The sequence below is a fragment of the Gallintestinimicrobium propionicum genome (assembly GCF_025567525.1).
GTDB lineage: Bacteria > Bacillota > Clostridia > Lachnospirales > Lachnospiraceae > Gallintestinimicrobium > Gallintestinimicrobium propionicum.
The window spans coordinates 154004-171322 of record NZ_JAOQJY010000002.1; the positions used below are offsets into that span (position 1 = coordinate 154004).

At 42.6% G+C, this 17319-nt stretch carries 14 protein-coding genes; all 14 read left to right on the forward strand.

Features of this window, described 5'->3' with window-relative positions; genetic code table 11:
* The first annotated feature begins 55 nt into the window (after positions 1-55).
* The 14 genes from OCV62_RS02765 (at position 56) to OCV62_RS02835 (ending at position 17285) form a co-directional block, all read left to right on the forward strand.
* Positions 56-964, forward strand: a complete 909-nt coding sequence (locus OCV62_RS02765) for an HAD family hydrolase (protein ID WP_118495770.1) — start codon at positions 56-58, stop codon at positions 962-964.
* Positions 965-1159: a PD-(D/E)XK nuclease domain-containing protein gene (locus OCV62_RS02770; protein WP_262585079.1), complete on the forward strand. Its 195-nt coding sequence runs from the start codon at positions 965-967 to the stop codon at positions 1157-1159.
* Positions 1160-1197: 38 nt separating this feature from the next.
* Positions 1198-2139, forward strand: coding sequence for a dTDP-4-dehydrorhamnose reductase (gene rfbD, locus OCV62_RS02775; protein ID WP_262585016.1), 942 nt, complete (start codon positions 1198-1200; stop codon positions 2137-2139).
* Positions 2140-2393: 254 nt separating this feature from the next.
* Positions 2394-4346: a WecB/TagA/CpsF family glycosyltransferase gene (locus OCV62_RS18150; RefSeq protein WP_317258832.1), complete on the forward strand. Its 1953-nt coding sequence runs from the start codon at positions 2394-2396 to the stop codon at positions 4344-4346.
* On the forward strand, positions 4327-5529 hold the full coding sequence (locus OCV62_RS02790; RefSeq protein ID WP_262585017.1) for a glycosyltransferase: 1203 nt from the start codon (positions 4327-4329) through the stop codon (positions 5527-5529). Before OCV62_RS18150 ends, OCV62_RS02790 begins: the two co-directional genes overlap by 20 nt.
* A complete protein-coding gene (locus OCV62_RS02795; RefSeq protein ID WP_262585018.1) occupies positions 5530-7131 on the forward strand; it encodes a hypothetical protein in 1602 nt (533 codons plus the stop codon).
* Positions 7128-8267 carry a glycosyltransferase family 4 protein gene (locus OCV62_RS02800; RefSeq protein ID WP_262585019.1) on the forward strand — a complete coding sequence of 380 codons (1140 nt, stop codon included), beginning with the start codon at positions 7128-7130 and terminating at the stop codon, positions 8265-8267. Before OCV62_RS02795 ends, OCV62_RS02800 begins: the two co-directional genes overlap by 4 nt.
* A gap of 5 nt (positions 8268-8272) precedes the next feature.
* A complete protein-coding gene (locus OCV62_RS02805) occupies positions 8273-9331 on the forward strand; it encodes a glycosyltransferase (RefSeq protein WP_262585020.1) in 1059 nt (352 codons plus the stop codon).
* A 31-nt stretch (positions 9332-9362) separates the two neighbouring features.
* Entirely contained in the window at positions 9363-10502 is a 1140-nt protein-coding gene (locus tag OCV62_RS02810) for a glycosyltransferase family 4 protein (protein ID WP_262585021.1), read from the forward strand.
* Positions 10503-10509: 7 nt separating this feature from the next.
* Positions 10510-11373: a GT-D fold domain-containing glycosyltransferase gene (locus OCV62_RS02815; protein WP_262585022.1), complete on the forward strand. Its 864-nt coding sequence runs from the start codon at positions 10510-10512 to the stop codon at positions 11371-11373.
* 50 nt (positions 11374-11423) lie between these two features.
* The gene (locus OCV62_RS02820) at positions 11424-13181 is read left to right on the forward strand and encodes an ABC transporter ATP-binding protein (RefSeq protein WP_262585023.1); all 1758 of its coding nucleotides are present in this window, start codon (positions 11424-11426) and stop codon (positions 13179-13181) included.
* Positions 13182-13308: 127 nt separating this feature from the next.
* Entirely contained in the window at positions 13309-14622 is a 1314-nt protein-coding gene (locus OCV62_RS02825; protein WP_262585024.1) for a UDP-glucose dehydrogenase family protein, read from the forward strand.
* Between the two features lie 22 nt (positions 14623-14644).
* Positions 14645-15667, forward strand: coding sequence for an SDR family NAD(P)-dependent oxidoreductase (locus OCV62_RS02830; protein WP_262585025.1), 1023 nt, complete (start codon positions 14645-14647; stop codon positions 15665-15667).
* Between the two features lie 100 nt (positions 15668-15767).
* A complete protein-coding gene (locus OCV62_RS02835; protein ID WP_262585026.1) occupies positions 15768-17285 on the forward strand; it encodes a 6-pyruvoyl-tetrahydropterin synthase-related protein in 1518 nt (505 codons plus the stop codon).
* The last annotated feature ends 34 nt before the right edge of the window (positions 17286-17319 follow it).

The window sequence follows — 17319 nt, forward strand, 5'->3', positions numbered from 1 at the left end:
AGAGCGTGCATTCTATTGTTGGAAGTAAATGTGCGAAGCAAGAGGAATTATGCCTATGAAGAATGTGATTGCAGTGATCTGGGACTGCGATAAGACGCTGATCGACGGATATATGCAGGATCCGATGTTTGCAGAATATGGCGTTGAGACGAAGCAGTTCTGGGCGGATGAAAATAAAATCCTGGATGAATACCAGAAAACCGGCGTGCGGGTCAATCGCGACACCTATTATCTGAATTATTTTATCAAATGTGCCCATGAGGGGATTTTTCCGGGCTTAAATAATGCAAAGCTTCGCTCTTTTGGAAAGCTGCAGAAGCTTTATCCGGGGACGCTGGAATTTTTCCGGAAAACAAAAAACATGTTCCGAAATGATGCGAGTTATTCGGAATATGATATTCAGGTAGAGCATTATATTGTCAGCACCGGGTTTGCAGAGGTAATCCGAGGAATGGAGCTGATGAATTATGTGGATGATGTCTGGGGCTGCGAACTGATGGAAGCGCCGGATGCAGATAATCAGCCGCTCATCAACGAAATCGTTTATACGATCGATAATACGACGAAAACGCGTGCGATTTTTGAAATCAATAAAGGAATTGGAAAGATTGACGGCATCGATGTCAATTCCAAGATTCCCCAGGAGCTGCGGCGTGTGAAATTTGAAAATATGATCTACATAGCAGACGGACCAAGCGATATCCCGGCCTTTTCCCTTGTACATCAAAACGGCGGTTCCACCTTTGCCATTTATCCAAAGGGCGACGTCGCTGCCATGAAGCAGGTAGAACAGATGCGTGCAGACGGAAGAGTTGACATGTATGCCGAGGCGGATTATTCCGAAAATACAACCGCAAACATGTGGATCACAAACCGCATTCAGGAGCTTGCCGACAAAATCCGGGAACGGGAAAAAAATAAAATCGAAAAATATGCCGGCGGTGTGCCCAAGCACCTGGTGTGAATCGTAGAGAAGGACCGGGAGCTTTTTGAAGTAAAATATGCAAAGCGGCTGACAGATCTGGAGCAGGAATGCGAAAAAGCTGTGATGCAGATCGATGACAGAATGTATGCAAAAACGTTGGAAGATCGTTATGATCAGGTATCGTGCTTTGGCATTGCTTTTTACAAAAGGCGTTGCCTGATTCAGAAAAAATGATATAGTTATAGATAGCAAGAATAATCGGAGGACTTACAATGAAAGTATTGGTAACCGGCGTAGCCGGACAGCTTGGACATGATGTGATGAATGAGCTTGCCAAACGCGGCCACGAGGGTGTTGGCTCGGATCTGGCAGCAGAATACAGCGGGATTGCAGACGGCAGTGCCGTAACAAAGATGCCTTATGTATCGATGGATATCACCGATGCAGCAGCGGTAGAAACGGTTTTACAGGAGGTAAAGCCGGATGCTGTCGTGCACTGCGCGGCATGGACTGCAGTGGATTTGGCAGAGGATGACGATAAGGTGGACAAGGTTCGCAGCATCAATGCCGGCGGCACGAAGAATATCGCAGAGGTATGTAAGAAGCTGGACTGCAAGATGGTCTACCTTTCCACCGACTACGTATTTGACGGACAGGGTACCGAGCCCTGGGATCCGGACTGCAAAACCTACCAGCCGTTAAACGTTTACGGACAGACGAAGCTGGAAGGCGAGCTTGCGGTTTCGGAGACTCTGGACAAGTATTTTATCGTCCGGATTGCATGGGTATTCGGCGTCAACGGCAAAAACTTCATTAAAACGATGTTAAATGTCGGCAAGACCCACGATACGCTGAAAGTTGTATCCGATCAGGTAGGCACACCGACCTACACTTATGATCTGGCGCGCCTGCTGGTAGATATGATCGAAACTGACAAATATGGGTATTATCATGTGACCAACGAGGGCGGCTACATCAGCTGGTACGATTTTACAAAAGAAATTTTCAGACAGGCAGTGGAGCTGGGACATACAGAGTATTCCGAAGACAGACTGACTGTACTGCCGGTGACAACAGCAGAATATGGTCTGTCCAAAGCAAAACGCCCGTTCAATTCCAGACTGGATAAGAGCAAGCTGGTGAAAAACGGCTTTACACCGCTTCCGACCTGGCAGGATGCGCTGCGGAGATATTTGAAAGAAATTGGGATGTAAGGAGAAAGCGGTATCTCTGATGGGAGGTACCGTTTTTAAAATTTGTGAGTGGATTTATAAAGGGAATATATAAATAAAGGGAATATATAAAAGCCTGCCGTTTGTTAATCATAGAAAAAGCAGGAAACGATTGTTAATTCTCCCCGAAAGGGGTATAATTTACTAATAAAATGCTGACAGACTGCGCATGTGGTCATGCTGGCTTAAAGAGGGGATGGAATATAAAGACTCTGAAAAGAGAGAAAGAGAATCAGATGGAACGTTTACCTTACACAGAGATTCTGAAGACAAACATCAATGTAACAAATATTGATGAGGCAGTAGGATATATCGACAAATATTTAGAGCAGATGAGAGGGGAGTACATCTGTATTTCAAATGTGCATACTACCGTGACCGCATACCGGGACGAAGAATATCGGAAGGTTCAAAACGGAAGCATTTTAAATATGCCGGATGGAAAACCCCTCTCGATTGTACAGAAATTAAGAGGATATACACAGGCAGGAAGAGTACCTGGGCCGGACCTGATGCCTGCGATCTTTAAACTTTCAGAAAAAAGAGGATATCGGCACTATTTTTATGGCAGCACGCCTGAGACGATTGAGAAGCTTGGAATACGCCTGAAAGAAGCCTATCCCAGACTGCAGATTGTTGGAATGTATTCTCCGCCGTTTCGACCGATGACGGTAGAAGAGGATGCAGAAATTATCGAACAGATCAATGAGACAAAACCGGATTTTATCTGGGTTGGTCTTGGCGCGCCCAAACAGGAGCGCTGGATGGCAGAGCATAAAGGAAAAGTGAACGGAATTATGCTCGGCGTTGGTGCGGGATTTGATTTTCATGCCGGAACGGTGCTTCGTGCACCGCGTTGGATGCAGGAAGTGTGTATGGAATGGCTGTGGCGTATGATGCAGGATCCGAAGCGGCTATTTCCCCGTTATCTGGATACAAATTTTTCGTTTTTATATTATCTGATGAAAGAAAGTAAAAAACGAAAAAAAGCGGAAAAACACATAAAAAAATACAAAAAAACAAACAGAGACAGACTGAAGATCGCCATGATCGGGCATAAGAGAATACCGTCCAGAGAGGGCGGCGTGGAAATTGTGGTAGATGAACTGTCCACCAGAATGGTAAAGCTCGGTCATCAGGTGGATGCCTACAATCGTTCCGGTTATCATGTTTCCGGAAAAAAGTTCGATGAGAAACGCGGTCGGATTTACGAAGGGGTGCGGCTCATCACAATACCAACATTTCATAACAGCAGCCTGAATGCAGTAGTATATTCTTTTCTTGCGACGATCGTGGCGACTGCAAAAGCTCTCGCAGGCGGTTATGATGTGCTGCATTATCATGCAGAAGGACCCTGTATGATGCTCTGGATTCCAAAGCTGTTTGGAATCCATGTGGTTGCAACTATTCACGGATTAGACTGGCAGCGGGCAAAATGGGGAAATTTTGCCTCTAAAATGCTGAAGCAGGGTGAAAAAACGGCTGCGCGACATGCGGATGAAATTATTGTCCTTTCCAAAAATGTGCAGGAATATTTTCAGGAAACGTATCAGCGGCATACGGTTTATATTCCCAATGGAATCAGCAGACCACAACACCGGGAAGCTGATTTGATTCAGGAACGTTTTGGACTGGAAAAGGATGGCTACATCCTGTTTCTGGCGAGAATCGTGCCGGAAAAAGGACTGCATTATTTAATTGATGCGTACCGTCAGTTGGATACGGAGAAAAAGCTGGTCATTGCAGGCGGCTGCAGCCACAGTCAGGAATATATAGACGAGATCCGCAGGATCTGCGCAACAGACCACCGGATCGTTCTGACCGGTTTTGTGCAGGGCAGAGAGTTGGAGGAGCTTTACAGCAATGCATGGCTGTTTGTTTTGCCAAGCGATATTGAAGGAATGGCCATCAGTCTGCTGGAAGCAATGAGCTATGGAAATTGCTGTCTGGTAAGCGATATACCGGAAAATACCGAAGTGATCCAGCAGTGCGGATATACGTTCCGTAAATCGGACACAGCCGATTTAAAGAGAGTGCTCGAAAAGCTGCTGGAACATCCGGAAATGGTACAGGAAAAGGCGAAACAGAGTGCGGACTTTATCTGCAGTCGTTATAACTGGGACGATGTGGTAGAACGCACTTTGAAATTATATCGAAGGAAATCAAAGCATGAGGATACTGATTGTTAATAAATTTTTATATCCAAACGGCGGTTCAGAAACTTATATTTTCAAAATCGGACAGCAGCTTCAGAAAATGGGGCATGAGGTACAGTATTTTGGAATGGAGCATGAGAACCGTATCGTTGGAAACCGGGTGGAAAGCTATACCAGAAACATGAACCTGAAGGATATGAAATTAAATAAAATCCTGTATCCGTTTCAGATCATTTATTCGTCCGAGGCACGAAAGAAAATCCGGCTGGTTTTGGATGACTTCCAGCCGGATGTTGTACATTTGAATAATTTTAACTTTCAGCTTACCCCTTCCATCCTGTATGAGATCCGGAAATATGAAAAACAGACAGGACGGCATGTGCGTATTTTGTACACGGCGCATGACAGCCAGTTAGTCTGTCCGAACCATCTAATGCAGAATCCGATTACCGGACAGCGGTGCACGAAATGCATGGAAAAAAATGCGTGGTGCTGTGTACAGGGAAAATGTATTCATGGATCAACTGTGCAGAGCATTCTGGCTGCTTTTGAACATACGCTGTACAGAAATCTCAAAACCTATCGAAGAATCGATCAGATTATCTGTCCGAGCCAGTTTATGCAGGAGCGCCTTGCGACAGATTCTGTGCTGAAACCCAGGCTTATATTGCTGCGCAATTTTGCAGATATGGAGACGTCAGATGGAAGTCAGAAAAAGGATTATGTCTTCTATTTTGGCAGATATTCGGAGGAAAAAGGAATCCGGACTTTGTTAAAGGTCTGCCGGAATTTGCCGGAAATTCCGTTTGTCTTTGCCGGCAGCGGAGATCTGGAAAATCTGGTAAATGCAGCTCCAAACGTGGAAAATGTTGGATTTTTGTCGGGAGAGGCGCTGAGCAGAAAAATTGCGGAAGCCCGATTTACGATTTTCCCATCAGAATGTTACGAAAACTGTCCCTTCAGCGTAATGGAGTCTGTTTTGAACGCTACCCCGGTCATTGGAACAAATGCAGGCGGAGTTCCGGAGCTGATCGAAGAAGGAAAAACAGGAGAGCTGTTTGAAGCAGGGAATGAGGAAGAGCTGACGCAGAAGGTAAAAGCGCTGTGGCAGGATCGAAAACGTTGTGAAAAATATGCGGAGAATTGTAAAACAGTACATTTTGATACATTGGAAGAATACTGTGAAAAACTGTGCGGGCTTTACAAGGGGGAATAAATGGAAATAACCGGAAATGACAGAGCTTGGAAAGAGGAATTAACGACGGGAGAAATTTTTTTCTGCCTGTTTTTTGGGACGCTTTTGTTTGCCAAAGGAGTAGGTTTATATGACGGACAGGGCATATTCCGAATTTTTCTGTTGATCGCATCGGCATTTTGGGGCCTGAAAATGCTGACAACAGAGTGGGAGATCAGAGAACTTCTGACTGCTGTTATTTTACTGCTTCTTGGATGGACGGCATATCGCTCATCAGGGGAAAAGGCAGCCCTTGTTTCCATGATGGTAATTACCGGGATGAAAGGGGTATCTGTGCGGAAGGTATTTCGGACAGGGCTTGTGATCTGGACGGGATGCTTTGTTGTCACGGTATTGCTTGCTTTGACCGGCACAATTGAACCACTTATGCTGGTACACAATAAGGCAGGGCTGGGCTATGTGATACGAAATTCTTTGGGATACACGCATCCGAATGTATTACATATTTCCTATGTAATTTTACTCGCATTCTGGTTCTATACGTTTCAGTGGACTGGGAAAAAGCTGCTGAAAGCTGTGGGGATAGCCTTTCTGGGAAATCTCTATATTTTTGCATATTCTTTGAGCTATACAGGCTTTGCACTGACAGTTTTTTATCTCGTGCTTTTGGTATATATTTCTTTTCGCAAAAAAAGGACGAAAGCAGAAAATGTGCTGCTGTGGTGTATTTACCCTGTATGTGCGCTGGGCTCTGTGATCGGTCCTCTTGTTTTGACGGGGAAAGCATTCGATATCGTAAATAAGCTGGTAAATACCCGGTTTTATCTGTCCCGGCATTATCTGACGAACTATCCGCTGACCTTGTTCGGAGGACAGGTGAAAGGCGGAAACAGCTGGTCGGTTGACTGCTCCTATGTGTATTGTCTGATGTATTACGGTGTTGTTTTAGCCGTTTTGTTTTTTGTGGCATATGCCGGCTGTATTGCAGATCTGATCCGCAGGAGACAGGATGACGCACTGGCTGTAGTGGTAGGGTTTTTGGCAGCAGGCTTTACAGAGCCGTTTTTGTTCAATTTTTCCTTTAAAAATTTGACACTCCTTTTCCTTGGAGCTTATTTTTACAGCCTTTTTGCAAAATTGCAAAGCAAAGAGAAAAAGAAAATTGGTACATTTCGGCTTCTATGTCTGAAAAAGGACAGTTTTGTGATTTGTATTCCGCCCCGGTTTGGAAAGGTCAGAGAGATCACGATCAGAAGAAAAAAATGGATAACGGTATCCGGCATGATCGCGGGTATTTTACTTGGCGGTATCCTGGGCATGGAGTTGATTCACGTTCCGTCTTATGTCATCGTGAATAAAAGCTGCAGCGACCGCGTTGGAGGCAGAGAGGATTATGAAATCTTCGGGGAGCTTCCGGAAGAAATCCGTGCAGATAGCCTGCAGATAGCCTGCCAGGGAGAGGATACGAAGGTATATGTGTTTGAAGGAAGCACGGTTACGCTGGAAAAATATAGAAGAGAGCTGAGTGCAGCCCTTGGAGGAGGAGTTCTTGGAGGCAGCATTGCTTTTGCGGCAGCAATAGCTGTGGGATCGCGTAAGAAGAAAGAGGATGCAGAGCAATGAAAATTCTGATGCTGGTAAACTGGAAGGTGCTTTCCTGTAAAGAAACGCCGAATGATAAACAGCCTCCGGATTATCGGGTAGAAGGAGAGCCTTATTGGTTTTACAGATATTTTAATCAGAAAGATGATGTAGATATTATCGATATATCGAGTGTTTCGTGGCTTGAAAATTTCGAACGGAAAAAGCTGCGGTTTTATGTGCTTCAGGCATTGAAAGCAATTCCTAAACTCCATAAATATGACCTGATCGTGTCACACGGGATGCAGAGTGCGGTTGTAGTATGCCTGTATCGGCGCTTTTTTAGGGGAAAAGAAAAACATATTGTTTTTGATATCGGCTCCTTTAACAGTGCGGCAGAAAGCGGCAGCGCTCTGAAGCTGATGCAGTTTGCATCCAGGTCGATTGACGGACTGATTTATCATACGAGTGCACAGCATGCGTATTATGAAAAATTTTTCCCATGGCTGGTCGAAAAATCTCAGTTTGTCCGATTTGGAACAGATGGTGTTTTCTGGAAAAAGGAAACAGACTCCAAAGAGGAGATAGAAGGCGCTGCTGCAGTGGAAAATAGCTCCGTGCCCTATATCCTGTGTGTGGGTTATATCAAGCGGGACTGGGATACTCTGTATCGTGCATATGCAGCGCTTGCAAAGCAATATGAACTGCAGAGACCTGGGTTTATGCTGCCGGTGTTGAGAATGGTCGGCAAGGCAGAATATCAGCCTCCGGAAGGCGAAAGACTGTCGGAATGTGCAAAGCTGGAGCTGATCCCATATATTCCGGTGAGGGAATTGATGACACAGATCCAAAATGCACAATTTTGTGTACTCCCGTTGGAGTCGTTTTTGTATTCCTATGGACAGATGACGCTCCTGCAGCAGATGGCACTGGGAAAAGCTGTGATTGTAGCAAAAGTGCCGAGTATGCTGGACTATGTACAAGATGGGGAGAACGCATGCTTTTATGAAGCAAAAAATGCTTCGGATCTATGCGGTAAAATGGAAGATTTTTTAAAAAATCCGGAACGCAGGGAAACCATTGGGAGCAATGCGGCAGATTATGTGAAAAGAGTACATAATGAAAAAGACATGGCACTTCAGATTGAAGCATTTTATGACAGCGTGTTAAAGGGATAACTGGAATGAAAATAATTTTTGTAATGGTAAATATGGCAGGAGGCGGAGCAGAACGGGTGATTTCTATTCTGGCAAACCGTTTTGTGAAGCTGGGAAATCAGGTTGCAATCCTGATGACTGCAGGAGATACGGTTGCCTATGAATTGGATCCTGCAATTGAATTGTTCTGTGCGGGAAGCGTGTCCGGCGGAAGTATGAAGAAGCGTCTTGAACGGATCAAAAATATGCGTCGCTTTCTGAAAAAGAATCGGGATGCGGTACTTATTTCCTTTGGTCCGGGGACGAGCTTTTTTACAGTACTTGCGGATCTGTTTTTAGACCATCCGCTTTGCATTTCTGAAAGAAATGACCCGGCAGCCTGTGGACATCCGTATTTGAGAAATCTGATTTATGCAAGGGCGGATCGTCTGGTTTTTCAGACCGAGGATGCCATGCAGAGCTTCCCTGAAAAATTACGAAAAAAGGGATGCGTGATTCCGAATCCGGTTATGAAGGGACTGCCGTCTGCGTTTGTGGGAGAACGGGAAAAAACGATCGTTGCCGTCGGAAGACTGCAGACCCAGAAAAATTATGGCATGCTGCTGAAAGCATTTGCACGCTTTCACAAGAAATATCCGGAGTACAGTCTGCACATTTATGGAAAGGGAGAAATGCTGGAGGAGCTGCAGAAGGAGGCACAACAGCTGCAGATCGATGCGGCAGTTGTATGGGAAGGCTTCCGAAAGGATGTCCTGAGTTGTATCCTTTCCGCAGGAATGTATGTTTTGCCGTCAAATTATGAGGGAATTTCCAATGCGCTCTTGGAAGCAATGGCGATCGGACTTCCGGTAATTTCTACAGATTGCCCTATCGGCGGTTCAAAAATGTGCATTCAGGATGGGAAAAATGGACTTCTCGTTCCCTGCGGAGAGGAAGAAAAATTTGCGGAGGCCATGATGTGTCTGGCAAAGGATCGGGAATATGCGGACGCTCTGGGAAAAGAGGCGGCAAACATCCGCAGCAGCTTTTCAGAAGAAACCATCAGCCAAAAATGGTTGGATGAATTATCGGAAATAAGAAAATAAAGAAGGAAACTATAACAACAGGAGACGGAAAATGCGGTTTTTATATGTTGCGCCGAGATATCATACAAATCAGGTTCCGATCATACGCGGATTAAAACGAAAAGGGCACGAAGTATGCTTTTTAAGTCAATATGCCGGAAAAGTGGAGGACTATTCCGATCTGACGCCGACAGTGATCGGGTATTCCGGATTTTTCCTGTTTTTTGACCGAATCTATATGGCCCTTATGAAAAATAGGGACGCCTATGCCGGAGACAGAAAGATGAAGTGCGGGTTTCCTCCGATCGGAAAATTAAAACGGGCGATTCGGGACAGCCATGGGGATGTGGCAATTTTACGGGAACGTTCCGTGTATTCGATCTGCGCCTATTTACTTTGCAAAAAGTATAAAATCCCGGCAATTTTATATAACCAAAGTCCGCTCTGGGAGGACTGTATAAAAAATGACCCGGCGCATCGACTGATGCGTTTATTGACTCCGACAGTGAGAATGACGCCGGTAATGGGCGTTCAGGACGGCAGAAAGGTAAAAGAGCCGGGGGCTGCATTTGTTCCGTTTGTAATGGAACCGGAGCAAAAAGCGGAGGAAAAACGCTGGATAAAAGACGGTATCACACATATTTTTTCCATCGGAAAATATGAAGAGAGAAAAAATCACCGGATGCTGGTGGAGATTGTGGAAGAGCTGTCTGCTGTTTATAACATACATCTAACCATTGCAGGGGAACGGACAACTTCTGCACATCAGGCATATTATGATCGGTTAGCGGCTTATATTGCCGATCATGGCCTGCAGGATAAGGTGACGCTTCTTGCCAATCTCAACAGACAGCAGGTCGCAGAACAATATCGGAAGGCAGATCTGTTTGTCATCCCAAGTACAAGAGAACCTGCATCGATTTCACAGCTGGAGGCAATGGCATTTTCCCTTCCGGTTGTGTGCGGAGACAAAAACGGAACTGCATGCTATGTGGAAAATGGCGTGAACGGATGGCAGTTTCAGGATAACCAGAAGGCTTCCCTGAAGGAAGTGCTGGACAAAATGGTAGGAAGTCCGGAGCAATTGCAGAAAATGGGACAGGAAAGCTACCGACTGATTCAGGAAAAATATCAGATCAAAAATTATCTGGAGGGAATAAAGGAACTGCTGAAAAAATTGGGGAAGGAATGAATTGTTAATGAAAGAAAAAGTCAAACGTTTCTTGGCTACATTTGTTTTTCAATTATATGAAAAAAATTTTTTAAAAAATAAAATTTCTGTAAATTCGATAGAACAGACTGTTGATCATATGCTTACGACAGAGGACAGTTTAGTAAGATTTGGAGATGGTGAAATAAAGTTGATTTCTGGAAAAGAGATTCCTCTTCAGAAACCAGATCAAAGGTTGATAGAACGTTTAAAAGAAATATTACAGACTGAGGAACAAGGAGTATGTATTGCATTGCCGGACATATTTTCAGGATTATCAGCCTACACTGATAGAAGCAGAAATTTTTGGATGGAACATTTATTATTTCATCGTAAAGAATATAAACAATATTGCAGTAACAGGAAGTATGAAAATGCATTTTTTTCAAGACCGTATATTATGTATAAAAATAAAGATATTTGTTTTTCACGATTTGAAAAAATGAAGCACATTTGGAATGGTAAAAAAATTGTATTTGTAGAGGGAAATACTACTCATAATGGTGTGGGCGTAGATTTATTTGAAACCGCAGCGTCTATAGAACGAATTATTTGTCCGAGCTCACAGGCATGGGAAAAATATGAGGAAATCTTGGCTGTTTGTAAAAAACAATCGCCAGATCGATTGATCTTGATTTCGCTTGGAACGGCTGGAAAGGTGTTAGCGGTCGACTTGCATCGCTTGGGATACCGTTCGATCGATATTGGTAATTTAGACATGGAGTATGAATGGTTCTTGGGGGGGGATATAGAAAAAAGAAGACTTTTAAAACATGAAATTTGTAATAGACAAGAAAATGAAGCAGCTGGTTATTTTGACTATTTGCAGCAGATTATAGCAATTATTCACTGAATCGAAAAATAGTAAAACTTAAAAATAAAACATGGAGAGTAGGAGAAATTATGTATAAAAAAATTTCATATATTTTTTCAAAGCGAGATAAATATAAAATAGTGATATTGTTTTTGATTATGGCTGCTGGAAGCTTTTTGGAAATGATGGGAATAGCTGTATTTCAGCCATTTGTCAATATTATTATGTCACCGGAAATTATTCAAAAGAATGAACATCTTTTGAATGTGTATAATTTTTTTTGCTGTAAAACAACGGAATCTTTTTTGACGATAGTAGCTGTAGGTATTATTGCAATTTATATTGTGAAAAATATTTATTTGTGGATAGAGCAGGATATGATTCTGAAATTTACTTATGGTATGCAGCAAAAATTATCTACAAGACTTCTGACTACATATTTGTCAGAGCCCTATACATTTCATCTTAATAAAAATACGGCAGAATTGCAGAGAAGTATGCAGGAAGATACGGCACTTTTTACGCAATTATTAATGCATGCGTTACAACTTGTCGCAGAGATAATTGTATGTATTGTTTTAGGGATTTATTTGTTTCGTGTAAGTCACTCTATTACAACGATAATTGTCGGATTATTAGTAGTATGTGTTGCGCTTTTTACAAAGCTTACAAAAAAATTTAATGAACAACTTGGAAAAGAATCTCAATTCTATAAGGGGAAGTTATACCAATGGGTAAATCAGTCTCTTGGCGGTGTAAAAGAAATTAAAGTGTTAAATAGAGAACATTTTTTTATCTCTTCATATAAGAATTATTATGAACTTTATATTAAGGGGGTTAGACTTAATCGGTTGCTTTCAATTTCTCCTAAATATATGGTAGAAGCAGTGTGTATGGCTGGACTTTTAATTGCAATTATTTTGAAATTAAATTTTGGCAGAAAAGAGCTGGATGCGTTTATTCCACAATTAGCGACGTTTGCAGTGGCAGCATTTCGATTACTTCCTTCGGTAGGAAGAATCAACGAACACGTAAGTAATATTTTGTATGCGGTACCTTCCTTGAATTTGATTTATGAAGATCTGAAGAATATTGAAGAATATCAGAATGAAAATGGAATAGAAGAGGAAAGAAGCTGGAGCTTTAAGAATGCTATTATCGCAAAGCATATTACATATGCTTATCCAAACACAGAAAAGAATGTATTGGAAGATACTGGGTGTGAAATTCCAAAAGGAAAAACGGTTGCTTTTATAGGAAGTTCGGGAGCTGGAAAAACAACGATGGTGGATATAATTTTAGGTTTGCTTACTCCACAGCGCGGAAAAGTTTTGGTGGATGATATAGATATATTCAAAAACCTAACAATGTGGCATCATCAGATTGGTTATATTCCACAAATAATTTATTTGTCGGATGATACGATTCGCAATAATATTGCTTTTGGCATAAATGAAGAGGAGATTGATGAAAAAGCTGTTAAAATAGCATTGCAGAAAGCACAACTATTGGAGTTTGTGGAAATGCTTCCTGATGGTTTGGATACAGTTATCGGTGATAGAGGAATAAGATTGTCTGGGGGACAGAGACAACGAATTGGAATTGCAAGAGCACTTTATCACGATCCGGAAATCTTGGTATTGGATGAGGCGACATCGGCATTGGATAATGATACAGAAGCAGCGGTTATGGAATCAATTGAAAGTTTAAAAGGAAGCAAGACGATGATCATTATTGCACATCGTTTGACTACGGTCAAAAATGCTGATATTATTTATGAGGTAGGAGAAGGAAAAGTTGTAGAACGTTCTGCTGAATATGTATTTGAGAAAGAGAAAGTAAATTGATATTTTTATTTATATTAACGATATTAACGGGTTTTCAGGTTCTATTAGCGGGACATATTAGGAAAAAATAGAGAATTGTAAAATATCATATTTATCTATAATGCAAAATAAAAACGGAGGAAAAGCTATGAAGCTGGTAGTAGCAGGAACCGGTTATGTAGGTCTTGTGGCAGGTGTATGTTTTGCGGAAATGGGACATGATGTTACTTGCGTGGACGTGGATGAAAATAAAGTAAGGCTGATGGAATCAGGAGTTTCGCCGATTTATGAGGCGGGACTGGAAGAACTGATGAAAAAGAATAATGCAGCCGGACGTTTACATTATACGACAGATTACAAATCAGCATATCGGAATCCGGATGCGATTTTTATCGGTGTTGGGACACCGGAGCAGCCGGATGGTTCCGCCAATCTGAATTATATTGCGACTGTGTGCAGAGAGATTGCGGAAAACGTAGAACAGGACTGTCTGGTCGTTGTAAAGTCTACCGTCCCGGTTGGAACCAATGACCGTGTGGAGCAGTTTATTAAAGATTTCCTGATTCGCAAAGAGCTGCATATTGAGGTTGCGTCTAATCCGGAATTTCTGGCACAGGGGTCTGCAGTGCATGATACGCTCCATGCTGCGAGGATCATTATTGGCACAGAGAGTGTTCAGGCAGAGGAAAAACTGAGAAAAATTTACGAGCCCTTTCAGCTGCCGATCGTGGCGATGAACCGTCGGTCAGCGGAGATGACAAAATATGCCTGCAACGATTTTCTGGCACTGAAGATTTCTTATATGAATGATATTGCCAATTTATGTGAGAAAATGGGCGCTGATATTGAAAAAGTCGCAGAAGGAATGAGCTATGATGCAAGAATCGGAGCGAACTTTTTAAAAGCAGGAATTGGTTATGGCGGAAGCTGTTTCCCGAAAGATACAAAAGCACTGAAATTTCAGGCAAATCAGGTTGGATATCATCTGCGCACCGTAGAGGCAGCGGTAGATGTGAACACGGAGCAGAAAATCCGGCTGTTTAAAAAGGCCAGCGACCGTCTGATCACCTTTGAGCATTTAAAAGTTGCAGTATTGGGACTTGCATTTAAGCCGGGTACGGATGATCTGCGGGAAGCCCCGTCTCTTGACAATGTGAAGCTTCTTCTGGATAACGGAGCAGACATTTATGCCTATGATCCTGTTGCAGCGGAAAATTTCAGGAAGAAATATCCGGAGGGAACACATGGAAAGGGAACGATCACTTATGTGAAAAATCCGGAGGATGCACTGCAGGATGCGACAATTTGCTTTATTTTCACAGAGTGGAAGGAAGTAAAGGCGATTGCACCGGAGACCTATTCCCAAAAGATGAGAACACCTCTTGTATATGATGGGAGAAATGTATATGCGAAAGCAGATATGGAAAAGGCTGGGGTGGAGTATTACAGCATTGGAAGATAGATAGTGGAAGAAAGGAATTCAAATGGAACAGACAGATAAAATTTTGATTACCGGAGCGGCAGGTTTTATTGGTTCCTATCTTGCAGAAAAATTATTAAAGGAACAGTTTCAGGTAATCGGTATTGATAGTCTGAATGATTATTATGATGTCAGATTGAAAGAAGAGCGGTTAAAAAAGCTGGACGGTTATACGAATTTTAAGTTTATTCGAATGGATATTGCGGATGCTGCTGCAATGAAGGCGCTGTTTGAAAGCGAAAAACCGGATATCGTAGTAAATCTGGCTGCACAGGCAGGAGTGAGGTATTCTATTACGAATCCTGACGCATACATCCAGAGTAATCTGATTGGATTTTATAACGTGCTGGAATGCTGCAGGCATTCCTATGACGATGGAAATACAGGCGTAAAGCATCTGGTTTTTGCGTCCAGCTCTTCGGTGTATGGCGCAAATAAAAAAGTACCTTACAGCACAGAGGATCAGGTGGATCACCCGGTTTCCTTATATGCTGCGACCAAAAAATCAAATGAGTTGTTGGCGTATTCTTACGGAAAGCTGTATGGTATTCCGGTTACAGGACTTCGTTTCTTTACAGTGTATGGACCCATGGGAAGACCGGACATGGCGTATTTCGGATTTACGAATAAGATGGTAAAGGGCGAGAAAATCCAGATTTATAATCATGGGGATATGTATCGTGACTTTACCTACATAGATGATATTGTAAACGGGGTTTATCGTGTGATGGGAAAAGCACCGCAGGAGGATGAAAACGGTGTAAAATATAAGATATACAATATCGGAAATAACCAGCCGGAAAGCCTGATGTACTTTGTAGAAACACTGGAGACCTGTCTGCAGAAAGCGGGAGTGATCTCAAAGCCTGCAGAAAAGGAATTTTTGCCGATGCAGCCGGGAGACGTTTATCAGACCTATGCGGATGTCAGTGAATTGGAAAAAGATTTTGATTTTCGGCCGTCAACACCTCTTTCGGAAGGACTGCAGCGATTTGCAGACTGGTATGCGGAATACTACAAGAAATAGTAGGAATAAAGAAATGAAAAAAAGCCGATTTAGAAGGATCATTTATATTTTGTGTGTTACAGCAATTTGCTTTATTCCATGTTGTTTGAAAGGAATATGGATGGGATCGGATGCTCCGTTTCATCTGGCAAGAATTGAGAGTTTAAACCAGGCACTTCAGATGGGAATATTTCCGGTAAAAGTGCATCCGTCGCTGGCATATTCCTACGGTTATGGTGTAGGTATTTTTTATCCTGATTTTTTTATTTATCTGCCGGCAGTTTTGAGAATGGCAGGATGTTCGCTGGAAGTTTCTTATAAAATATATATTTTCATTTTGCTTCTGGAATTGTTTGTTTCCATGTATTTTTGTGTACGAAAAAAAACAGGAGAGATTTATCCGGCGCTGGCGGCAGGAACATTGTATTTGTTCTCTTATCCTGTTATAGATGGAATTTTTAAAAGCTTTACACTGGCACAGACGCAGGCACTGGTATTTTTACCACTTGCATTGATGGGAATGGTTTTATTTGTCGAAAAGGATGAATTTCCATGGATGCTTGGAATTGGATTTACCGGATTGATTTATTCTCATGCGTTATCAACAGCGATTGCCCTTGTGTTATGCTTTGTATTTCTGGTGTTTCAGCTGCCAAAATGGATTGGAAAGAAGAAAAAGTGGTTCTATTTGATGACGGCAGTAGCGGGTGTATCCGGTATTACAGTTTCTTATTGGGGACCGATGCTGGAGCAGATGAAGGCTCAGAGCTATAGGGTATCACAGCCGTGGACGCATGTATCAAAAAATGTGCTTGCATTGCATAGTGCATTTGGAAAATCAGGTGTTGGAATTGTAATTTTATTGCTGAGTTGCTTGGCCATTTGTGCATTCGTCTGGAATAGGCCTTGTAAAAGCTGGAGCGGAGTAGGATATTTTATAGGGGGAATTTTTTTGATTCTCCTTACAACGAATCAGGGATTTTGGAAAACATTTGAAAAAGCATTTGATATCCTGCAGTTCCCGGGACGTTTGATGGGTGCAGCGTCGGTTTTACTGATCTTTGCCTTTGCCGTTATTTTTGCGAAGAATCAGAGCTGTGCGAAGTGGAAGAATCTTTCGCTGGGATGTGTTCTGGTATTATCTATGTTCGGCGGATTTTTTTACTGGAAAAGCAATGAAATGCCTGCAAGAGAGAATTGGGACAATCGAAATATCTGTGAGGAAATCGCAGGAATAGGTGCAGGGGAAGAATGGCTTCCGGCAGTGACAACGCGGGAAAATCTGCAGCAGCCTGGAATCGTGGTTTCAAACAGTGGAAAATCCTATATAGGGGAATTTCAGGGAAGAGAATTAGTTGTCAGGTTAAAAAAGGAAGATGCGCCATATCAGCTGCCATTGGTATGGTATAAAGGTTATCACGCGGAAACGGAGGATGGTTCGGCAGGAGAAATTAACCGACGCGGAAGCGACGGACTGGTGGAGTTGACAGATATTTCTGAAAAAGACGCTGTTGTCAGAATTTGGTATTTAGGGACGCCTTTTCAGAAAATATGTTATATAATAAACGTGTGTGCAGCTGGTACAATGTTCTTTATTGCGTTGGCTGCGCGACACAGGAGAAGAGCCATGGCACAATGAGCCGGACTCGCAGCTATGGATGAGGAAGAATTCA

What these genes read in the sequence shown, in the direction of transcription:
- OCV62_RS02765 (WP_118495770.1), top strand. Translation starts at nt 56, where the DNA reads ATGAAGAATGTGATTGCAGTGATCTGGGACTGCGATAAGACGCTGATC.
- rfbD (WP_262585016.1), top strand. Translation starts at nt 1,198, where the DNA reads ATGAAAGTATTGGTAACCGGCGTAGCCGGACAGCTTGGACATGATGTG.
- OCV62_RS18150 (WP_317258832.1), top strand. Translation starts at nt 2,394, where the DNA reads ATGGAACGTTTACCTTACACAGAGATTCTGAAGACAAACATCAATGTA.
- OCV62_RS02790 (WP_262585017.1), top strand. Translation starts at nt 4,327, where the DNA reads ATGAGGATACTGATTGTTAATAAATTTTTATATCCAAACGGCGGTTCA.
- OCV62_RS02795 (WP_262585018.1), top strand. Translation starts at nt 5,530, where the DNA reads ATGGAAATAACCGGAAATGACAGAGCTTGGAAAGAGGAATTAACGACG.
- OCV62_RS02800 (WP_262585019.1), top strand. Translation starts at nt 7,128, where the DNA reads ATGAAAATTCTGATGCTGGTAAACTGGAAGGTGCTTTCCTGTAAAGAA.
- OCV62_RS02805 (WP_262585020.1), top strand. Translation starts at nt 8,273, where the DNA reads ATGAAAATAATTTTTGTAATGGTAAATATGGCAGGAGGCGGAGCAGAA.
- OCV62_RS02810 (WP_262585021.1), top strand. Translation starts at nt 9,363, where the DNA reads ATGCGGTTTTTATATGTTGCGCCGAGATATCATACAAATCAGGTTCCG.
- OCV62_RS02815 (WP_262585022.1), top strand. Translation starts at nt 10,510, where the DNA reads ATGAAAGAAAAAGTCAAACGTTTCTTGGCTACATTTGTTTTTCAATTA.
- OCV62_RS02820 (WP_262585023.1), top strand. Translation starts at nt 11,424, where the DNA reads ATGTATAAAAAAATTTCATATATTTTTTCAAAGCGAGATAAATATAAA.
- OCV62_RS02825 (WP_262585024.1), top strand. Translation starts at nt 13,309, where the DNA reads ATGAAGCTGGTAGTAGCAGGAACCGGTTATGTAGGTCTTGTGGCAGGT.
- OCV62_RS02830 (WP_262585025.1), top strand. Translation starts at nt 14,645, where the DNA reads ATGGAACAGACAGATAAAATTTTGATTACCGGAGCGGCAGGTTTTATT.
- OCV62_RS02835 (WP_262585026.1), top strand. Translation starts at nt 15,768, where the DNA reads ATGGGATCGGATGCTCCGTTTCATCTGGCAAGAATTGAGAGTTTAAAC.